The sequence below is a fragment of the Sphingomonas chungangi genome (assembly GCF_013778325.1).
Classification (GTDB): domain Bacteria; phylum Pseudomonadota; class Alphaproteobacteria; order Sphingomonadales; family Sphingomonadaceae; genus Solisphingomonas; species Solisphingomonas chungangi.
Genome location: NZ_JACEIB010000003.1, coordinates 124,384 through 141,275, shown reverse-complemented (window position 1 = coordinate 141,275; position 16,892 = coordinate 124,384). Strand labels below are relative to the sequence as shown.

Below are 16,892 nucleotides of genomic sequence, written 5' to 3'. Positions count from 1 at the left end.
CGGGCGCAATTGCGGCCGAAAAAGGGTCGTGAGGCGTCCAAACCTTGCCATTTCTGACGCGGATCGATCGATACATAGCCAGATTGATGGCAACGCCGCTCGCCTCGACGCTGATCTTGGCGGCGATGCTGCTGCTGCTCGACAAGATGCGGCGCCTGTTCGACTTCGTGATCCGGGAGGGCGGACCGGTCGGCGTGGTGTGGCGGATGCTGGCCAACACCATCCCCGAATATATGTCGCTGGGCGTGCCGATCGGGCTGATGCTGGGGACACTGTTCGCGTTTCGCCGCCTCGCCCTGTCGTCAGAGCTGGACGTGCTGCGTGCGCTGGGCTGGAGCTACGGGCGGCTGCTACGCGTGCCGTATATGTACGCGGTGGGTCTGGCTCTCGTGAACCTGCTGATCGTCGGCTTCGTCCAGCCCTATTCCCATTATGCCTATGAAGGCCTGCGCTACGAGCTGCGGTCCGGCGCGCTCGGCGCCTCGATCAAGGTCGGCGAGTTCACCAAGCTCGGCAAGAAGGACACGCTGAGGATCGAGCGGAGCGCAAACGGCGGCCGCGATCTCTCGGGCGTGTTCGTCCATGCCGAGGGCAGCGACGGCAAGACCTACGCCGTCACCGCCGAGAGCGGCAGTTTCTTCGCCACCGACGATCCCGACACGATCATCTTCCGTCTGCACAATGGCGTGCTCGTCAACAACGCGCCCAGCTTCAAGACCCCGCGCGTGCTCAGCTTCACCAGCCACGATCTGCCGATCGCACTGCCCAAGGTCGAGGATTTCCGCCGGCGCGGCGGCACCGCCAACGAGGAGCTGACCGTGCCCGAGCTGGTCCGGGTCGGCCACTCCGCGAATACACCGCTCAAGGAGCGGCTGCAGAGCCGCGCCGAGTTCCACTTCCGACTGGTGGAGGTGGCGATCATGTTCCTGATGCCGCTGCTCTCGGTAGCGCTCGCGGTGCCACCCAAGCGATCGTCCTCCGCGCTCGGCGTGTTCCTGTCGATCGTGATGATCGTGACCTATCACAAGATCAACGAATATGCGTCCGCCGTGGCAGCACTGGGCAAGATCAACCCGATCATCGCGCTGTGGGTGCCGTTCCTGTTCTTCTCGGCGCTGATCTGGTGGATGTACCACACGCTCGCCCACAAGCCGGGCGGCCAGCCGATCGGCGCGCTGGAACGCGGATTCGAAAAGCTCGCCGCCAATATCGGCCGCTGGTTCCGGCCCGCCCGCCGGCAGGGAGCACGGGCATGAGGCTGGCGCCCGAATTTCAGTTCTTCCCGTCGCGCACGCTGTTCATGTACATGGCGCGCACCTTCCTGACGCGCACCGCCGCCGTGCTGGTGGCGCTGGTGGTGATCATGCAGACGCTCGATCTGCTCGGCGAATCCGGCGACATCCTCGCCGTCACCGGTAATGGCGAGGCGCAGCTGTGGCATTATGTCGCGCTGCGCCTGCCGCAGATCGTCGCCTTCTTCCTGCCCTTCTCGGTGCTGCTCGGCACCCTGATCACGCTCGCCTCGATGAACCAGAATTCGGAGGTCATCGCGATGAAGGCGGGCGGCGTCTCCGCCCATCAGATTCTCGCTCCGCTGGTGCTGGCGAGCATCGGCATCGCGGCATTGGCCTTCACCTTCAACGAGCGGATCGTGACGCGCGCCAGCGCGACGCTCGATGCCTGGCAGGACGTGAATTACGGCCCCATCCCGAAGAGCAGCAACAGCAGCGGCAACGTCTGGGTGCGCGATGGCGACGACATCGTTCACGCCGCGCAGGTGACGGGTAAGGGCGCGGCCGTGCGCCTGACCGGTGTGACGGTTTACGATCGTGACGGCGGGGAGCTCCATCACATCTTCAATGCCCCTTCCGCCCGGCCCAAGCCCGGCCCGATGGGCACGATCAACGGCTGGACCGCGCCTGATGTCACGATGTTCGACGTCGTGTCGGGCACCGAGCTGAAGATGGCGCGCTACGATTTCGGCCAGCACATCACGCCAGACCAGTTCACGCTGGCGGACGTCAGTGCCGACGAGCGATCGCTGATGGACCTCGCCTCGGTGGTCGACGATCTCAAGGTCGCCGGGCGGCCGACCGGGCCGCTGGAGACGGGCTGGTGGCACAAGATCTCCGGCCCGCTCTCCTCGATCCTGATGCCGATCCTGGCGGGCGTCTCCGCCTTCGGCCTCGCGCGGTCGGGGGCGTTGTTCCTGCGTATCGTGATCGGCATGGGGCTGGGCTTCGCCTATTTCGTCTCGGACAATTTCGCGGTCGCGATGGGCAATCTCGGTGCCTATCCGCCCTTCCTCGCCGCCTGGGCGCCGTTCCTGCTGTTCCTGCTGATCGGGGAGACGGTGCTGATCCGCACCGAGGAATAACCTGCTTCCCTAATAGGATTTCGTCTGTCAGCACCGCCTGCATGCGATCGACCGCTTCCCGGTGGTGTAGGAATGTCTTCTTTTGCGCGTGACAGCGGTCAACTTTGTCAACTTCGCGCCCCATTCGCGCCGCATTGCGACGGCAAGGGACGGATGGGAGTTGGGGTCGTTTGACGCCGCACGAGGACGATTAGCTCAGTGAATACCACCGCCATCCGCCGCAAGGGCTTCTGGACGCAGTCGCACCATCTCGACCGGATGACCTTCCGCGAGCTGGTCGTCGCCTACCTGCAATATCCGGCGATCATCCTGTATCTCGGCCTCGCCGCGGCGGGGATCGGGACGTGGTTCTACCAGCCGGCGCCGATCGGCCGCTCGCTGCTGGCGATCGCGGTGGCGGTGCTGCTCTTCCCGATCGTGTGGTACGGCCTGCATCGCTGGGTGCTGCACTCGCGCTGGATGTGGAAGGTGAGCTGGCTCGCCGCCACCTGGAAGCGCATCCATTTCGATCACCATCAGGACCCGAACCACCTTGAGGTGCTGTTCGGCTCGCCGGGCAATGTCGTGCCGACCGTAGCGATCGCGACCATCCCGGTCGGCTACATGATCGGCGGCGTCGGTGGCGCGGCTGCGGCATTCGCCACGGGCATGATCCAGACCTGCGTCAACGAGTTCTTCCACTGCATCCAGCACCTCTCCTACCAGCCGAAGAACCGCTGGCTGGCGACGATCAAGCGCCGCCACATGGAGCATCATTTCCACGACGAGACCGGCAATTTCGGCATCACCAACTTCTGGTGGGATCATCTGGGCGGCACCCATTATGCCGGCGCCTCGGCTCGCCCGAAGAGCGCGACCGTGTTCAACCTCGGCTATGACGACGCGGCGGCGGACGTGCACCCCAAGGTCCGCGATCTCTCCGGCGGCGTGATCGCCACCGCCGAATTCCGCGCCCGCAACAAGGCCAAATGACGAATAAATAACTACATCGCGCCGGCCCTTTCGCCTAAGGCGGCCCCGTCACGGACAAGGACAGGGCAATGGCGGGCGCGATCGAGATTTTCCACGTCAAGACGGTTGCGGACAAGAAGCGCTTCGTCGAGGTCCAGTTCGCGCTGAACAAGGCCGATCCGGCCTGGGTCCCGCCGCTCAAGATGGACGCGCTGGAGCTGCTCACCCCGGGCAAGAATCCGTGGTTCGAGCATGGCCATGGCGACCTGTTCATCGCGGTGCGCGATGGCAGGGACGTCGGCCGCATCTCCGCCCATATCGACCATCTCTGGCTCGACATGCCCGCCGAACAGGGCGGCGGCCGCGACATCGGCAATTGGGGCCTGTTCGAGGCGGTCGACCAGGAGGTCGCCAACGTCCTGATCGGCCACGCCGAGGACTGGCTGCGCAAGGAAGGCATGACCAAGGCGGTCGGCCCGATCTCGATCTCGATCTGGGACGAGCCCGGCCTGCTGATCAAGGGCCACGACCATTCGCCCACGGTGATGATGGGCCATCACAGTCCGAAGTACGAGGCGTGGATAGAGGCGGCCGGCTATGCGGGCATCAAGGATCTCAACACCTACGAGCTCGATATCACCAAGCCGTTCCCGCCGCTGATCCAGCGGATCGTGTCGTCGGGCGAGCGCAACCCGCGCATCACCATCCGCAAGGTCGACAAGTCCAAGTTCAAGCAGGAGGCGGAGCTGATCCTCTCCATCCTGAACGATGCCTGGTCGGATAACTGGGGTTTCCTCCCGATCACCGACGCCGAGATCAATTATGTCGGCAAGAAGCTGAAGCCCATCGTCTTCAACGAGCTGATCCGCATCGCCGAGGTTGAGGGCGAGCCGGTCGCCTTCATGATGACCTGGCCGGACCTCAACGAGATGCAGAAGGACCTGAACGGCAATCTCTTCCCGTTCGGCGTGGTGAAGCTGCTCTGGCGCCTCAACGGCGGCTTCTCGGGCAAGCCCAAGGTCCGCACGATGCGCGTGCCGCTGATGGGCGTGAAGAAGAAGCTGCAGGCGACCCGCCTGGCCTCCCAGCTTGCCTTCATGATGATCGAGTATATCCGCAAGGATTCGGTCGAGCTGTTCGGCGCCTCGCGCGGCGAGATAGGTTGGATTCTGGAGGACAATCAGGGGATGGTTTCGATCGCCGACGCGATCGAAAGCCACATCAACAAGGTCTATCGAATCTACGGCAAGGCGCTGTGATCGGCCATTATTTGTCGAGGCTATAGGCGGGAATCGTCTCGGCGATGGGATCGGTGCGCACCTGCACCGCGATCGCCAGCGCGGCGACCAGCAGCGCGCCCGCCGCCAGCAACACGCGCCGATCCGGTCTCTCGATCCGGCCGAGCGGCCAGACGGCGGCGGCGAGGAGCAGCAGGAAGGCCAGCATCGCCTCCGGCAACGGCCCGCCGATGCCGAGGAAGGCGAGATGCGCCAGCGGCACCAGCGGCGCAACGGTGACGACCATGGCGAGGCCCGCGACCGCCCAGCTCCACGGCCTGGCGAATGCCGCATCGGACCAGGCGACGATGGCGGCCGCGATGGCGAGCACCATGACAGGCCAGGCGAAGATCCACGCCGCCATCGGCGCCGTCGCCTGCACGATCACGGCTACCGACAGCAGCAGGCCGATGGCCGCGATCCAGCCATTCCAGCTGGTCACACCGTCCGCCGGCGCGAACCAGCCCGAGACCATGGCAATCAGTGCGGCGAAGAGAATCAGCACGAACGGCCCGCCCAGGACGAGGCCCAGCAAGCCCAGCACGGCGCCCGGCATCAGACCGAGAACACGCCGGGGAAGCCTTCGCCACCCCAGCCAGCCAGCCAACACCGCGAGACTCGCCAGCAGCGCCAGCGCTTCGAGGCGCGGTAGGGCGGCCAAGCGGTCATAGTAGTTCGGATGCGCGCTGCCCGAAACGAGGTTCAGCACGACGATCAGCAGCAACCCGTGCGCCGCCAGCCACAGCATTCCGAGCAGGCCCGTCCCCACGCCGGCCGGCCGAACCAGCTTCGATCGCGCGGCGCCGACCCAGGCCGCCCCAAGCCCGGCCGCCGCGATCAGCAGCACAAGCCATCCCGTTCCGGCCGGATAGACGATCAGCCCGTGGCCGGCGACATCGAAGAAGACCGCATCCTCGGCATCCTGCGGCAGCGCCTTGGCGTTGGCGAGCGCGGAAACCAGATCGAGCACCTGACCGCCCATGTCCTGCAGCGATCGCGGGTCGAGCCGATCGGCAGTGGCGCGCGGCGAATGGTAATATTCCGCCCGCCCCATGATCGCGAAGTTGAAACCAGGCAGCCCCTTGTCACGCGTGACCGTGAAATCGGTGCTGTTGGGCATCAGTCGATAGGCCATCACCGACATCGAGTTGGCCACCGGATGCCGCACGCTCGACGCCATCAGGCGGATCATGTCGCCGTTGAGATCGCCCGTCTCGAACATGGTCGCGCGACCGCCGGCGCCCCGCGCCTCCAGATTCACCACCGCGCCGATATGATCGGCCAGCCCGTCGGTCGGCCAGAAGGCCTTGGCACCTGACAGGCCGATCTCCTCGCCATCGGTGAACAGCACGACGATGTCGCGCTCCGGCATGCCGCGCGCCCTGATCGCACGGAGTACTTCCAGCGTGGAAGCGAGGCCGATGGTGTCGTCCCCGCCGCCCGGCGAGCCCCACACGGTGTCCATGTGCGCCATCAGCGTCACGGCAGGCAGCAACCGGTCGCGTCCCGGCAGGATGCCGATCAGGTCGACGATCTCGCTCGCCGGATTCGCCTTCGGGTCCCAGCGCTTGAGCGTGGCGGCACCGACCGGATCGACCATGTAGCGCCGTTCCTCGGTCTGCAGGCCCAGAGCATGAAGGCGATCGGTCAGATAGGTCCGCACGCGCAGGATGTCGGCGCTCGATGTCGGATGCGGCCGGAGCGCGATCGTGCGGACGTCGACCATGGCTCGCTCCGCAGAGAAGGCCATATCGGGCGCAGTGGTGGGCACCACCGCCGGCGGGTTGGCCGCGCGAATACCGATCCACAGCACGAGGATGATCGCGACGGCGAGCGCTACGATCCGCGCGACGCCGTTCCAGTCGCGCGCGGCAGTTCCCTCCATGGGGCGATCGGCGGCGGCGGTCAGCGCAGGTCCACCCAGGTCGGAGCGTGGTCGGAGGCCTTTTCCCGGCCCCGCACGGACTTGTCGACATTGGCGTCGACGAGCCGGTCCGCAGCCTGTGGGCTGAGCAGCAGGTGATCGATCCGGAAGCCCGCGTCGCGCTGCCAGGCGCCGGCCTGATAGTCCCAGAAGGTGTATAGCTTCTCGGGCTCCGGGTGGCGCGCGCGGATCGCGTCGGTCCAGCCCTGGAAGAGCAGATTGCGAAAAGCCGCGCGGCTTTCCGGCTGCATCAGCGCATCGTCTTGCATGGCGCGGACGGAGAAGGTGTCGATGTCGGCGGGAATGACGTTGTAGTCGCCCGCCAGCACCACCGGCACCTCCTCGGCGAGAAGGGATCGCGCATGCGCGGCGAGGCGCGTCATCCAGGCGAGCTTGTAGTCGAACTTGGGGCCGGGCTGCGGGTTGCCGTTGGGCAGGTAGATGGACGCGATCACCACGCCGTCCACCTCTGCCTCGACATAACGGCTCTGCACGTCCTCGGGATCGCCGGGAAGGCCCACCGTGCGCTCGACCGGCTGCCTCCCCCGCGCGAGGACGGCAACGCCGTTGAATCCTTTCTGCCCGTGCCAGATGGCACCGTAGCCGGCGGCCTCGATATCCCTGGCGGGGATGCGATCCCCTTCGCCCTTCAATTCCTGCAGGCAGACGACATCCGGCCGCGCCTCATCGAGATATTCCAGCAGCCGGGGGAGCCGCGCGTTGATGCCGTTGACGTTGTAGGTGGCGATCCTCATGCCCCGTCTTAACGGGACCGGACCGGCTCCGAAAGAGTCAGATCGAAAAGCTGGACCCGCAACCGCAACCGGAGGCCGCCCGCGGATTCTCGACCTTGAAGGCCGCACCGCCGAGCGACTCCACATAATCGACCATCGCGCCGCGCACGAGATCGAGGCTGACCGAATCAACCACCAGAGTCACGCCATCGCGCACGGCGGTGATATCGTCCTCGCCGACCGCGTCGGCCAGCCCGAAGACATATTGGAAGCCCGCGCAGCCGCCGCCATCCACCGACAGGCGCAGCATGGCAGCTTTGCCTTGCTTGGCCGCGATGGTCGCGACACGCTTGGCGGCCGACGGGGAAAGCTCGATATCGGGGGCGTCGCTCATGACCCGAAGATAGGGTCGCGGATGCCGCATATCAATCGGCGGCGTCGGGATCCTCGGGGCCGCCCATCGCGACCGGGGTCGCCCCGTGGATCGGAACCGCGCGGTTCTGCAGCGCGGTCATGTAGTCGGCGGTCTGGAGGAAGGGCATCGGATTGACGGCCCGGCCGTCGATGCGGACTTCGTAGTGAAGGTGGCTGCCCGTCGAGCGACCGGTGGAACCCACCAGCGCGATCAGGTCGCCGCGGTGCACGCGCTGGCCGTCGTGCACGAGGATCTGCGAAAGGTGGCCGTAGCGGGTTTCGAGGCCCTTGCCATGTTCGAGTTGGACGAGATTGCCGTAACCCCCATAGGTGCGCTCGGCGCGGCTGACGATGCCGTCTGCAGTAGCGTAGACCGGCGTGCCGGTCGGCGCGGCCATGTCCATGCCCGGATGCATTTCGCCACCACGCCCACCGAACGGATTGCCGCGCACGCCGAAGCCGGACGTGTAACGGAATTCCTTGACCGGCTTCTGCGAGGGGACGGCGAGAATGCCGCCGGTGGGAACCGCATCCATCTTCTTCCAGCCGTCGAACAGCGAGCGGAACATCGGGTCCGCCTTGGCGCCGAGGGTAGAAGTGGATACGGCGTCGAAGGCACCGGAGGTCGCCACGGTAGCCGCGGCGGTCGCCGCATCGGCGGCGGCGACCGGACCGGCTGCCAGCGCGCTTAGGCCCAGCAGCGCGACGACGGAAATCTTCAGGGCAGGAAACCGAACGATCTCGGCAGCGTTGACTCGACGACGGGTAATGAAGCTCACGATATCGTCCACCTTGCACGCGCCCACGGGCCGAAAGCTCATGCTTCGGTCGTGGATCGTTGGGTCAGCCGCTCGTGGAAACTTGCCCCTCCCGCTCACGGCGAGGTGATGTCTGACCCGAAGGTGTTAACGCCGCAAGAGTCCCGTAATAGTCCAGCGTCAGACCGGCCTGAGCGCGCGCCGAATCGTTGAATGGTGGCTTAACGACTCCACCGAAGTCGCGGGAAATCAGGCTCCGCCAACGTTCGGCCGGCGGTTTCCGCTCGCTCGTGCAGCAGGATTCGAACCATTTCGTCCCTGTCGAAACGTGCCTTATCTCGTCTGTGTAGATGCGGGCGAGGATATGCGCCGAGCGCTCGTCGCCGGCTGCTCGAAAACGTTCGACGATGGCGGGCGTGACGTCGAGACCGCGGGCTTCGAGCGCCATCGGAACGACGGCAAGGCGGGCGACAAGGTCGTCGCGGGTCTTCTCCGCAGCTTCCCACAGGCCGGAATGCGCCGGTAGCGCGCCGTAATGGGAGCCGAGTCTCCTCAGCCGCCGGTCGAGCAGGACGAAATGCATCGCCTCATCCGCGCCGACGCCCAGCCAGTCGTCGACGAAGGCGGGCGGCATGGCATCGCCGAACCGCCCGGCGCAATCGAAGGCAAGATCGATCGCGACATATTCGATGTGCGCCAGCGCATGCAGCATGGCGACGCGCGCCCGCTCCGACCCGCCGCGCCCGCGCTTGGGCATGCGGTTGGGGGGCAGCAGCTCCGGCCGATCGGGGCGCGGCGGATTGTCCGGCATCGTGACGTCGAAGCCGTGCGCCAGCCGGCCGTTCCGCCAATCCCGCGCCGTCGCTCGCGCGGCAAAGGCCTTCTCGTAAGGCTCGGTCGTGAGCAGGACGGCGCGACATGCTTCGGCGATCGAGCGCGCCGCTGCGACCCCCGCCCTGCCCGTCAACGTCACGCGCGCACCAGTTCCTCGGCCGCCGCCAGCACCGCCTCGGCATGGCCCGGAACCTTCACCTTGCGCCACACCTTCGCGACGCGCCCGTCCGCATCGATCAGGAAGGTGGCGCGGTCGATGCCCATATATTTGCGGCCGTAGAGGCTCTTCTCGATCCAGGTGCCGAACGCAACGCAAACCGATCCGTCCTCGTCCGACGCCAGGCTGATGGTGAGATCGTATTTGGCGGTAAACTTCACGTGCTTGGCGGGTGGATCCTTGGAAACGCCAAGGATGGCGACACCGGCAATGTCGAACGCCCCCTTGAAGCGCGAAAAATCCTGTGCCTCGCGCGTGCAGCCGGAGGTGTCGTCCTTCGGATAGAAATAGAGGACCAGCGGCTTGCCCCGCAGCTGCGACAGCTTCAGCGTGCCGCCCTCGGGCGTGGTCAGCGTGGCATCGGGTGCCATATCGCCGGGATTGATCTCTGCCATCATGCCTCTCCTGCCGCGTGTCCTGCCTGCGTGACGATCGCGCCCCAAACCTGCTGCACGCTCTGCCGCGCCTCGTCGAGCGCCGCAAGCAGAGACGGCCAGTCGGGAAGGCCGCAGGCGCGGACCAGCGCATCGCGCGCGGCGGGGCCGGGCTCCTGCGCATCGGGGCTGATCAACCGAAGCGTCACGAGGATGCGAGCGAGCAGTTCGTAGGCTGGCCGAAGCGCCTCGGGAAGCAGCCCCGCGTCGATCAGCGCCGATAGCGCCACGCGAAGGCGCGGATCGAAGCCGGTCCGGTTGCCCAGTTGCGTGACGTGGATGGCAAATTCCAGATCGACCAGCCCGCCGTCGATCAGCTTCACGTCGAGCGGCCCGGCGGGCGGCTTGTGGCGGGCCATGTCGCCGCGCATCTTGACCGCATCGGTGATGAGTGTCGCGATTTCGCGCTCGCGCCCCAGCGTCTCTTCGATAGTCGCCTGCAGCGCCGTGCGCCCTTCCGCCGATCCGTAAACCGGCCGGGCGCGTGCCAGCGCCATATGCTCCCAGGCCCACGCCCCCTCGCGCTGATAGCGCGCGAAGCTGTCGAGGCTGACGGCGAGCAGCCCCTGCGCGCCCGACGGGCGCAGCCGCGTGTCCACCTCATAAAGTGGCCCGGCGGCTGTCGGCACCGAGAGGGCGGCGGTGACGCGCTGGGCGAGGCGGTTGAAATAATGGGTGGCGCCGAGCGGCTTCGGCCCGTCCGATTCCGCGAGGTGATCGCCGGTAAAGAGATAGACAAGATCGAGATCGGATGCGTGGGTAAGCGCCGCCCCGCCGAAACGCCCGAGCGCCAGGATCAGCAATTCGCCACCGGCCACGCGGCCATGCGCCCTCTCGAATTCCACCACGGTCGCATCGGCGAGCGCGAGCAACGCGCCCTCGGCGATACGCGAATAGCCGGCGGCGACCTCCAATGGATCGGCGAAGGCCGAAACGATCTGCACGCCTTCGGCGAAGCGCAACTCGTTGACCTCGCGCCGCACGCGATCGAGCATCGCCTGATAATCCTCGTCGTCGCGACGGGCGAAGCGACATGCGAGCGCGGCGACCCCGGCCGGCGGCTCCAGTGCACTGGCGTCGATCAGGCCATCGATCAGCTCGGCCCGGCGGCTCAGCATCTCGGCCAACGCCGGGGCCAGGCTCAGCACGTCGCCGACGAGCCGGGCGAGCGGCGGCCGGGCCTCCAGCAGCCGGAAGAGGTTGATCGCACTCGGCAGGCGCGAGAGCATCGCATCGAAGCGGTTGAGCGCCGTCGCGGGATCGGGCGCGCGGCCCAGCGCCGCCACCAGTGCGGGCAGCACCGCTTCCAGAGCCTGTTGCGCGGCGGGCGAGCGAAGCGCGCGGACGCCGCCGCCCCGCCACTGTGCGACGCGCTGCGCGGCCACCTTCGCGTCGACGAAGCCGGCTGACACCAGCATGGCCTCCAACGGCGCCTCGTCACGCGGCAAGCCCTGATCCTCTGGCGGATCGAGGCTGTCATATCGCGCGCCGACGCGCTCGACGTGCGGGCGCAGGGCATCGAGCAGGGCGGCACCATCGGTCCGGCCATCCAGCTTAGCGACATTGTCGAGCGCCGCCGCGTCGCGCGGCAAACTGTGCGTCTGCTGGTCCTCCACCATCTGCAGCCGGTGCTCGACGCTGCGATAGAGACGATAAGCCTCGGAGAGAGCGGTCACCTCCTCCGCCCCGACCAGCCCGGCTCGACCCAACGCCTTCAGCGCATCGAGCGTCGCCGGTGCGCGCAGCGACGGATCGCGACCGCCGTGGATCAGCTGATGGATCTGCGCGAAGAACTCCACCTCGCGGATGCCGCCCCGCCCGCGCTTGAGATCGTAGCCCGGGCCGAAGCGCTGGCCACCCTCATAATGGCTGCGGATGCGGCGAGTCAGAGCACGAATCTCGCCCAACGCGCCGAAATCGAGCGAGCGGCGCCAGACGAATGGCCGGATCGCCGACAGGAACTCCTGCCCGAGCGCGATATCGCCCGCCGCCGCGCGGGCGCGGATGAAGGCGGCACGTTCCCACGGCAGCGCGCTCGATTCATAATAGGTCAGCGCTGCCGAGATCGGCAGCGCCGGCGGCGTGGCCTCGGGCGAAGGGCGAAGCCGCAGATCGACGCGGAAGACATAGCCGTCGCCGTCCACCGCCTGCAGCAGTTCGACCACGCGCCGCGCGATGCGGGCGGCCGCCTCGACCGGCTCGTCCCTTGCGCGGCGGGGCAGCGTCTCGGGATCGAACAGCAGGATCGGATCGATGTCCGACGAATAATTGAGCTCGCTGCTGCCGTGCTTGCCCAGCGCGAGCGCCACGAAGCCGCGCGGTTCGACATCGGGCGTGCGCTCCCGGATCGCCGCTTCGATGGCAAGACCCAGCGCGTGATCGGCGAAACGGCTGAGGTGGCCGGTGACCTCCTCGATGGTCAGCACGCCGGACAGATCCCCCACCGCCAAGGCGAGCGCCAAGCGCCTCTTTTTCTTCCGCAACTGCGACGCGAGCGAATCGCCGTCGCTTCCCGGATTTTCATATGAATCAAGCGCAGCGGGGAGATTCCCCTGTTCCAGCGCGATCCGCACGTCGGTCTCGCGGCCCGCAAGACGCCTCAGATACGGCGCGTGCGCCAATGCCCTCGCCAGCGCCTCCTGCACCCGTGTGGCATTTTCGCCGCTCATGCTCGCGGGTTGCAGCCGAACCTGATCCAACGCAACCCCCGCAAAGGTCCCGCGTTGTCTGTTCATGATCACGCAGGGCCGGAAATCGATGACCGAGGCAGAGCCTCGCTCGAACGGGCGGATCCGCACGGTGTCCGCCCCTGTCGAGCATCAGGGCGTGCGTGATGCGCTGCGCGTGAGCTTCGATTGCAGCAAAGACATGCCGGCCGAGTTCGCGAAGTTGCTCAACCGGATACCGTAGGCATCTGCTTTCTCGTCATCGCGAAGAGCAAAGGGACAAGACAATCCGCCGGCGTACCGGCGGAGGATTGCTTCGTTACCCCCGCAGGGACGCAGCGCCGAACGCCGCCTTATTTATGATCCAGCGCATCTCGGCTCAAATCGTCGACCTGATCCATGATCGTCTGCAGCGCGGTGGTGTTCGGATCGGTTTCGTGCGTGCGGCGCGACGGCAGCTTGCCCTCGCTGAGCAGAGCCTCCAGCGCCACGCGGCCCCGCGCGACGCGGCTCTTGATCGTGCCGACCGCACAGCCGCAGATCTCGGCCGCCTCTTCATAGGCGAACCCGCCCGCGCCGACGAGGATCAGCGCCTCGCGCTGCGGCTGCGGCAGATGCAGCAACGCGCGCTGCATATCGCCAAGCTCGACATGGCGATCCTGGCTCGCCGGCGCCGCGAGCAGCTTGTTCGCCGTGATCTCGTCCCACTCGCCCTTGAAGCGCGCGCGGCGCATCTGGCTGAGGAAAAGGTTGCGCAGGATGATGAAGGTCCACGCGCGCATGTTGGTGCCCGCCTGGAAGCGCTGCCGCGCCGCCCACGCCTTGAGCAGGGTTTCCTGCACCAAATCGTCGGCAAGGTCGCGATTGCCCGAAAGCGAGCGACCGAAGGCGCGCAGGTGCGGGATCACCTGCGCCAGCTGCACCTTGAATTCGTTGTCGGGAAGCGGCGTATGGACGGGAGTTTCCACCGTCTCGACACCGTCATCCTCATCCTCCGCGCGGGGCGGACCGTCATTCGTCATCGCTGCCCCAAGCTCCGTACCACTGCCAACAGTGTCGTCCTCTTCCGAGACATAGGGGGCCTGGTCTCCAGGCGCCACCCTTGCATTGTAAACTTCCATATTATCGATTGATAATCAGGAGGATGGCGAAGATAACCACGATCGCAACGAGCGAAATGGCAAGGACGTAGCGCATCGCGCCGGTCTTCTTGCCGGCGCTGGCTTCCATTTCCGAAAGACGCGGTTCGTGCTCAGCCATCGGCCCTCTCCCGATCGTTACGCTGTGCCAACGTCGGGAGAGGGGCGCAGGTTCCTTAGGCGGGGACCGTCGAGCTGTCGAAGAACAGCGCCTGCGCGATCGCCGCCTTCACCGTGGAGCGCTGGAAGGGCTTGGTGATCAGGAAGGTCGGCTCGGGCCGCTCGCCGGTCAGCAGGCGCTCGGGGAAGGCGGTGATGAAGATCACCGGCACCTCGAACTGGGCGAGGATGTCCTTCACCGCATCGATGCCCGAACTGTCGTCGGCGAGCTGGATGTCAGCCAGCACCAGGCCGGGGCGTCGCGCCATCGCCTGCGCCACCGCCTCGTCGCGGGTCACCGCCACGCCGGTCACGCCATGGCCGAGATCGCGCACGATCGTCTCGAGGTCCATCGCGATGATCGGCTCGTCCTCGATGATGAGGACCTCGGCATGGGTCTGACGCTCGATCTCCGAGAGTGCGTCGGCCACCAGTGTCTCCACCTCGGGCGCATCGACGCCGATCAGATAGGCCGCATCCTCATTGGTGAAGCCCTCCATCGCGGTCAGCAGCAAGGCCTGGCGCGAGCGCGGCGTGATGCGGGCCAGGCGGGCCTGCGCGATCGCCTCGGGCTGGGCGGCGTCCTGCCCGCCATCAACGCCGGTCTCGACATTGGCCGAACCCCAGATCGCCTGAAAGGTCTTGTAGAGGCCGAGGCGCGGATCGACATCGCGCGGAAAATCCTCGGGCGCGGCGACGATTGCCTCCAGCGTGGCGCGCACATAGGCGTCGCCATGCTTCTGCGTACCGGTGAGGGCACGCGCGTAACGCCGTACGAACGGCAGATGGGGGGCCAGTTCCTGTCCAAGCGACATGATCGTTCCAAACTCCTGTGTGCAGCCCATATTGGCCCAGGGCAGGAACGACTGTCGAGTGCGCCCTCCCCCGGACGATCGCCCCCTTGAACGAAACGATCATCAATGCGGGAACCATCCTGCGACTTTTTTGTTTCCACGGCCACGCGAGGATTTTATCGCATGTCGTGCGAATGCCGAAACGATCGGCCTAGCAGGCGGTTTTGATGACGTGGGTTTCGATGACTAGGGTTTCGCGTTCGGTGATCGCAGGGCGATATCGACAGGGGACGGGGCAGATTGGCGTTGAGCGACGGTAACAAGAGCAAGCGCGGCGCCAAGGGTTCAGCGGGATCCGGCGGAGACGGCAAGGCGTCCGATCGGGACGTCGGCCATGCCCTGCGTTCCGTATATTCCAAGACGGTGAGCGAGGAGATCCCGACCGAGCTTCTCGATCTGCTGGGCAAGCTCCGCTAGGGGCGTGCCGCCAGAGCACCCCTTGCACCCTCTTCCGTCGCCTTCACCGGCCGTCCGGCTTTTCGCGCGTCTCTCGACCAGCCTGAAGATCCTGATCGTGCTCAGCCTGGCGCTGCTGCCGCTGGGCATGATCGCGTCGCTGGCCTCGCTGGAGACGGCGCAGGCGAACCGCGCCAATCGGGAAGCAGCGGCGCGCCTGCTCGCGACCGACAGCGCCGAGCGCTTCAACCTGATGATCGATCGCACCGCCGGCATCCTGCGCGGCACCCAGCGAGAAGGTGTGGGCGGCTGCGTACGGGCCGCGGCGACGATCGGGCCGGATGCCATGGTGGCGGTATTCGATCCGGCCGGTCACCTCATCTGCGCCAGTCGTCCGATCAGGGCCGCATGGCCAACGCGCGTGCCGTCGCCGACCCCCATCGTCACCTTCGATCGGGACGGGCAGTCGCTGCGGATCGTCGCCAGCGCCTCCGACCTGCCTGGCTGGACCGTCGCCATTCTGCCGCGAACGCTGCTGGCGACCGCCGCCCATCCGCATGCCCAGGACGGAACCTACGCCCTCAAGATCAGCGACGATAGCGGGCATGAGCTGGCCCTCGCCTCGCTCGAATCGATGCCGGTCGGGCGCGAGACGCTGGCCGATCAGCCGGTCGCAGCCGGGCAGCTGCGACTCTCCATGTCGGTGGCGAGCCCTCCGCTCAGCGCCAACGAGGTGCTGCTGACGCTGCTGCCCATCCTGATGTGGGTGGCAGGCGCAGCGATCGGCTGGCTGGTGGTCGATCGCCTGATCCTGCGACCGCTCGAGACGATGCAGGAGGCGATCGAAACCTATCGCCTGACCGGCCGCTTCGTGTCGCCGGCACTCACCACGCCGGCCTTCGAGATCCGCGCGCTGGGCGAGGCGTTCGAGCGCGCCGCCCAGACCATCACCCGCCACGAGGCAGACCTGGAGGATGGCCTCGCCCGCCAGACCCGGCTGACGCGCGAGGTGCACCATCGCGTGAAGAACAACCTTCAGGTGGTCGCCAGCCTGCTCAACATCCACGCGCGCGGCGCACCGACCACCGAGGCCGGTGACGCCTACGCCACCATCCAGCGCCGCGTGGACGCGCTCGCGCTGGTCCATCGCAGCCACTATGCGGAGCTCGAGGTCAATCACGGCATCGCGCTGCGGCCACTGATCGGGGAGATCGCCGCCAACCTGCGCGGGTCTTTGCCGTCCGGCATCAAGCCGCCGGTCATCACGCTGCAGGTCGGCCTCTTCCACGCCAATCAGGATGTCGCGGTGTCGGTCGCCTTCCTGCTCGTCGAGGTAATCGAGACGGCGATGATGCGGCTGCCCGGCACGACGATCGGGATCACGCTGGAGGCCGTGCCGGACAGGCCCGATCGCGCGCGTCTGGCAATACGCTCACCCGCTCTGAACCGCGATGCGGCTCCGATCGACCAGCATTTCGAATTGTTCGAGCGCGTGATCGGCGGCCTCTCGCGCCAACTTCGCTCACCGATGGAGCGCGACGATGCCGAGGGGCTTCTGGCGATCGAGATCGGGGTGATGACGGACGTCGCCGACGTTTGACAGGAAGTTCGGCGACTTGGCCGAATTTTTTTCATGCGCACCGGGAACCAGCCTCATTTTAGCCCGTTTTAATCCCCGGATAGCGACCTTTTGCCCCCCCGCTCTCGCTATCCAGAACAAAACTGGGTCCGGCCGCTCCATCATCCCCCCCGATGGCG

General features: G+C 66.6%; 17 protein-coding genes. 7 read left to right on the top strand and 10 right to left on the bottom strand.

Features of this window, described 5'->3' with window-relative positions; all coding sequences use genetic code 11:
* Positions 1-44: 44 nt before the first annotated feature.
* From lptF to HZF05_RS05000, 4 genes are all read left to right on the top strand, one after another.
* On the top strand, positions 45-1,256 hold the full coding sequence (lptF, locus tag HZF05_RS05015) for an LPS export ABC transporter permease LptF (RefSeq protein WP_281367447.1): 1,212 nt from the start codon (positions 45-47) through the stop codon (positions 1,254-1,256).
* On the top strand, positions 1,253-2,377 hold the full coding sequence (gene lptG, locus HZF05_RS05010; RefSeq protein ID WP_160363285.1) for an LPS export ABC transporter permease LptG: 1,125 nt from the start codon (positions 1,253-1,255) through the stop codon (positions 2,375-2,377). Before lptF ends, lptG begins: the two co-directional genes overlap by 4 nt.
* Before the next feature lie 198 nt (positions 2,378-2,575).
* A complete protein-coding gene (locus HZF05_RS05005; RefSeq protein ID WP_425505612.1) occupies positions 2,576-3,349 on the top strand; it encodes a sterol desaturase family protein in 774 nt (257 codons plus the stop codon).
* A gap of 68 nt (positions 3,350-3,417) precedes the next feature.
* Complete coding sequence (locus tag HZF05_RS05000) at positions 3,418-4,587, top strand: N-acetyltransferase (protein WP_160363284.1); 1,170 nt, start codon at positions 3,418-3,420, stop codon at positions 4,585-4,587.
* Between the two features lie 7 nt (positions 4,588-4,594).
* Here HZF05_RS05000 and HZF05_RS04995 read toward each other — a convergent pair whose 3' ends face one another.
* From HZF05_RS04995 to HZF05_RS04965, 7 genes are read right to left on the bottom strand one after another with little or no spacing between them, the layout of a single operon-like run.
* A complete protein-coding gene (locus HZF05_RS04995) occupies positions 4,595-6,490 on the bottom strand; it encodes a M20/M25/M40 family metallo-hydrolase (RefSeq protein WP_160363283.1) in 1,896 nt (631 codons plus the stop codon).
* A 20-nt stretch (positions 6,491-6,510) separates the two neighbouring features.
* On the bottom strand, positions 6,511-7,284 hold the full coding sequence (xth, locus tag HZF05_RS04990; protein WP_160363282.1) for an exodeoxyribonuclease III: 774 nt from the start codon (positions 7,282-7,284) through the stop codon (positions 6,511-6,513).
* Between the two features lie 37 nt (positions 7,285-7,321).
* The gene (gene erpA / locus HZF05_RS04985) at positions 7,322-7,657 is read right to left on the bottom strand and encodes an iron-sulfur cluster insertion protein ErpA (protein WP_160363281.1); all 336 of its coding nucleotides are present in this window, start codon (positions 7,655-7,657) and stop codon (positions 7,322-7,324) included.
* Positions 7,658-7,688: 31 nt separating this feature from the next.
* Positions 7,689-8,498, bottom strand: coding sequence for a M23 family metallopeptidase (locus tag HZF05_RS04980; RefSeq protein ID WP_160363280.1), 810 nt, complete (start codon positions 8,496-8,498; stop codon positions 7,689-7,691).
* 22 nt (positions 8,499-8,520) lie between these two features.
* The gene (locus tag HZF05_RS04975; RefSeq protein WP_160363719.1) at positions 8,521-9,402 is read right to left on the bottom strand and encodes a ferritin-like domain-containing protein; all 882 of its coding nucleotides are present in this window, start codon (positions 9,400-9,402) and stop codon (positions 8,521-8,523) included.
* Between the two features lie 2 nt (positions 9,403-9,404).
* Positions 9,405-9,881, bottom strand: coding sequence for a peroxiredoxin (locus tag HZF05_RS04970; protein ID WP_425505611.1), 477 nt, complete (start codon positions 9,879-9,881; stop codon positions 9,405-9,407).
* On the bottom strand, positions 9,881-12,589 hold the full coding sequence (locus HZF05_RS04965) for a bifunctional [glutamine synthetase] adenylyltransferase/[glutamine synthetase]-adenylyl-L-tyrosine phosphorylase (RefSeq protein ID WP_160363278.1): 2,709 nt from the start codon (positions 12,587-12,589) through the stop codon (positions 9,881-9,883). The genes HZF05_RS04970 and HZF05_RS04965 overlap by 1 nt, the downstream gene beginning before the upstream one ends.
* An 88-nt stretch (positions 12,590-12,677) precedes the next feature.
* Between HZF05_RS04965 and HZF05_RS04960 the strand changes: the two genes are divergently transcribed.
* Entirely contained in the window at positions 12,678-12,830 is a 153-nt protein-coding gene (locus tag HZF05_RS04960) for a hypothetical protein (RefSeq protein ID WP_160363277.1), read from the top strand.
* Positions 12,831-12,939: 109 nt separating this feature from the next.
* On the opposite strand, the gene HZF05_RS04955 is transcribed toward HZF05_RS04960, so the two are convergent.
* The 3 genes from HZF05_RS04955 to HZF05_RS04945 all read right to left on the bottom strand — a co-directional run bounded on the left by HZF05_RS04955 (position 12,940) and on the right by HZF05_RS04945 (position 14,699).
* Positions 12,940-13,608, bottom strand: coding sequence for a sigma-70 family RNA polymerase sigma factor (locus tag HZF05_RS04955; protein ID WP_160363276.1), 669 nt, complete (start codon positions 13,606-13,608; stop codon positions 12,940-12,942).
* 100 nt (positions 13,609-13,708) lie between these two features.
* Positions 13,709-13,846 carry a hypothetical protein gene (locus HZF05_RS04950; RefSeq protein ID WP_160363275.1) on the bottom strand — a complete coding sequence of 46 codons (138 nt, stop codon included), beginning with the start codon at positions 13,844-13,846 and terminating at the stop codon, positions 13,709-13,711.
* 55 nt (positions 13,847-13,901) lie between these two features.
* Complete coding sequence (locus HZF05_RS04945; protein WP_110156312.1) at positions 13,902-14,699, bottom strand: response regulator; 798 nt, start codon at positions 14,697-14,699, stop codon at positions 13,902-13,904.
* A 285-nt stretch (positions 14,700-14,984) separates the two neighbouring features.
* Here HZF05_RS04945 and HZF05_RS04940 point away from each other — a divergent pair, with 285 nt between their 5' ends.
* Both HZF05_RS04940 and HZF05_RS04935 read left to right on the top strand, forming a co-directional pair.
* Positions 14,985-15,155, top strand: coding sequence for a NepR family anti-sigma factor (locus HZF05_RS04940; RefSeq protein ID WP_160363274.1), 171 nt, complete (start codon positions 14,985-14,987; stop codon positions 15,153-15,155).
* Positions 15,156-15,177: 22 nt separating this feature from the next.
* Positions 15,178-16,734, top strand: a complete 1,557-nt coding sequence (locus tag HZF05_RS04935) for a sensor histidine kinase (protein ID WP_160363273.1) — start codon at positions 15,178-15,180, stop codon at positions 16,732-16,734.
* Positions 16,735-16,892: the final 158 nt, after the last annotated feature.

Excerpts from the sequence above, each read along its gene's own strand:
- lptG (WP_160363285.1), top strand. The coding sequence starts at position 1,253 with ATGAGGCTGGCGCCCGAATTTCAGTTCTTCCCGTCGCGCACGCTGTTC.
- HZF05_RS05000 (WP_160363284.1), top strand. The coding sequence starts at position 3,418 with ATGGCGGGCGCGATCGAGATTTTCCACGTCAAGACGGTTGCGGACAAG.
- HZF05_RS04995 (WP_160363283.1), bottom strand. The coding sequence starts at position 6,490 with ATGGAGGGAACTGCCGCGCGCGACTGGAACGGCGTCGCGCGGATCGTA.
- xth (WP_160363282.1), bottom strand. The coding sequence starts at position 7,284 with ATGAGGATCGCCACCTACAACGTCAACGGCATCAACGCGCGGCTCCCC.
- erpA (WP_160363281.1), bottom strand. The coding sequence starts at position 7,657 with ATGAGCGACGCCCCCGATATCGAGCTTTCCCCGTCGGCCGCCAAGCGT.
- HZF05_RS04980 (WP_160363280.1), bottom strand. The coding sequence starts at position 8,498 with ATGAGCTTTCGGCCCGTGGGCGCGTGCAAGGTGGACGATATCGTGAGC.
- HZF05_RS04970 (WP_425505611.1), bottom strand. The coding sequence starts at position 9,881 with ATGGCAGAGATCAATCCCGGCGATATGGCACCCGATGCCACGCTGACC.
- HZF05_RS04965 (WP_160363278.1), bottom strand. The coding sequence starts at position 12,589 with ATGAGCGGCGAAAATGCCACACGGGTGCAGGAGGCGCTGGCGAGGGCA.
- HZF05_RS04960 (WP_160363277.1), top strand. The coding sequence starts at position 12,678 with ATGACCGAGGCAGAGCCTCGCTCGAACGGGCGGATCCGCACGGTGTCC.
- HZF05_RS04955 (WP_160363276.1), bottom strand. The coding sequence starts at position 13,608 with ATGACGAATGACGGTCCGCCCCGCGCGGAGGATGAGGATGACGGTGTC.
- HZF05_RS04950 (WP_160363275.1), bottom strand. The coding sequence starts at position 13,846 with ATGGCTGAGCACGAACCGCGTCTTTCGGAAATGGAAGCCAGCGCCGGC.
- HZF05_RS04945 (WP_110156312.1), bottom strand. The coding sequence starts at position 14,699 with ATGTCGCTTGGACAGGAACTGGCCCCCCATCTGCCGTTCGTACGGCGT.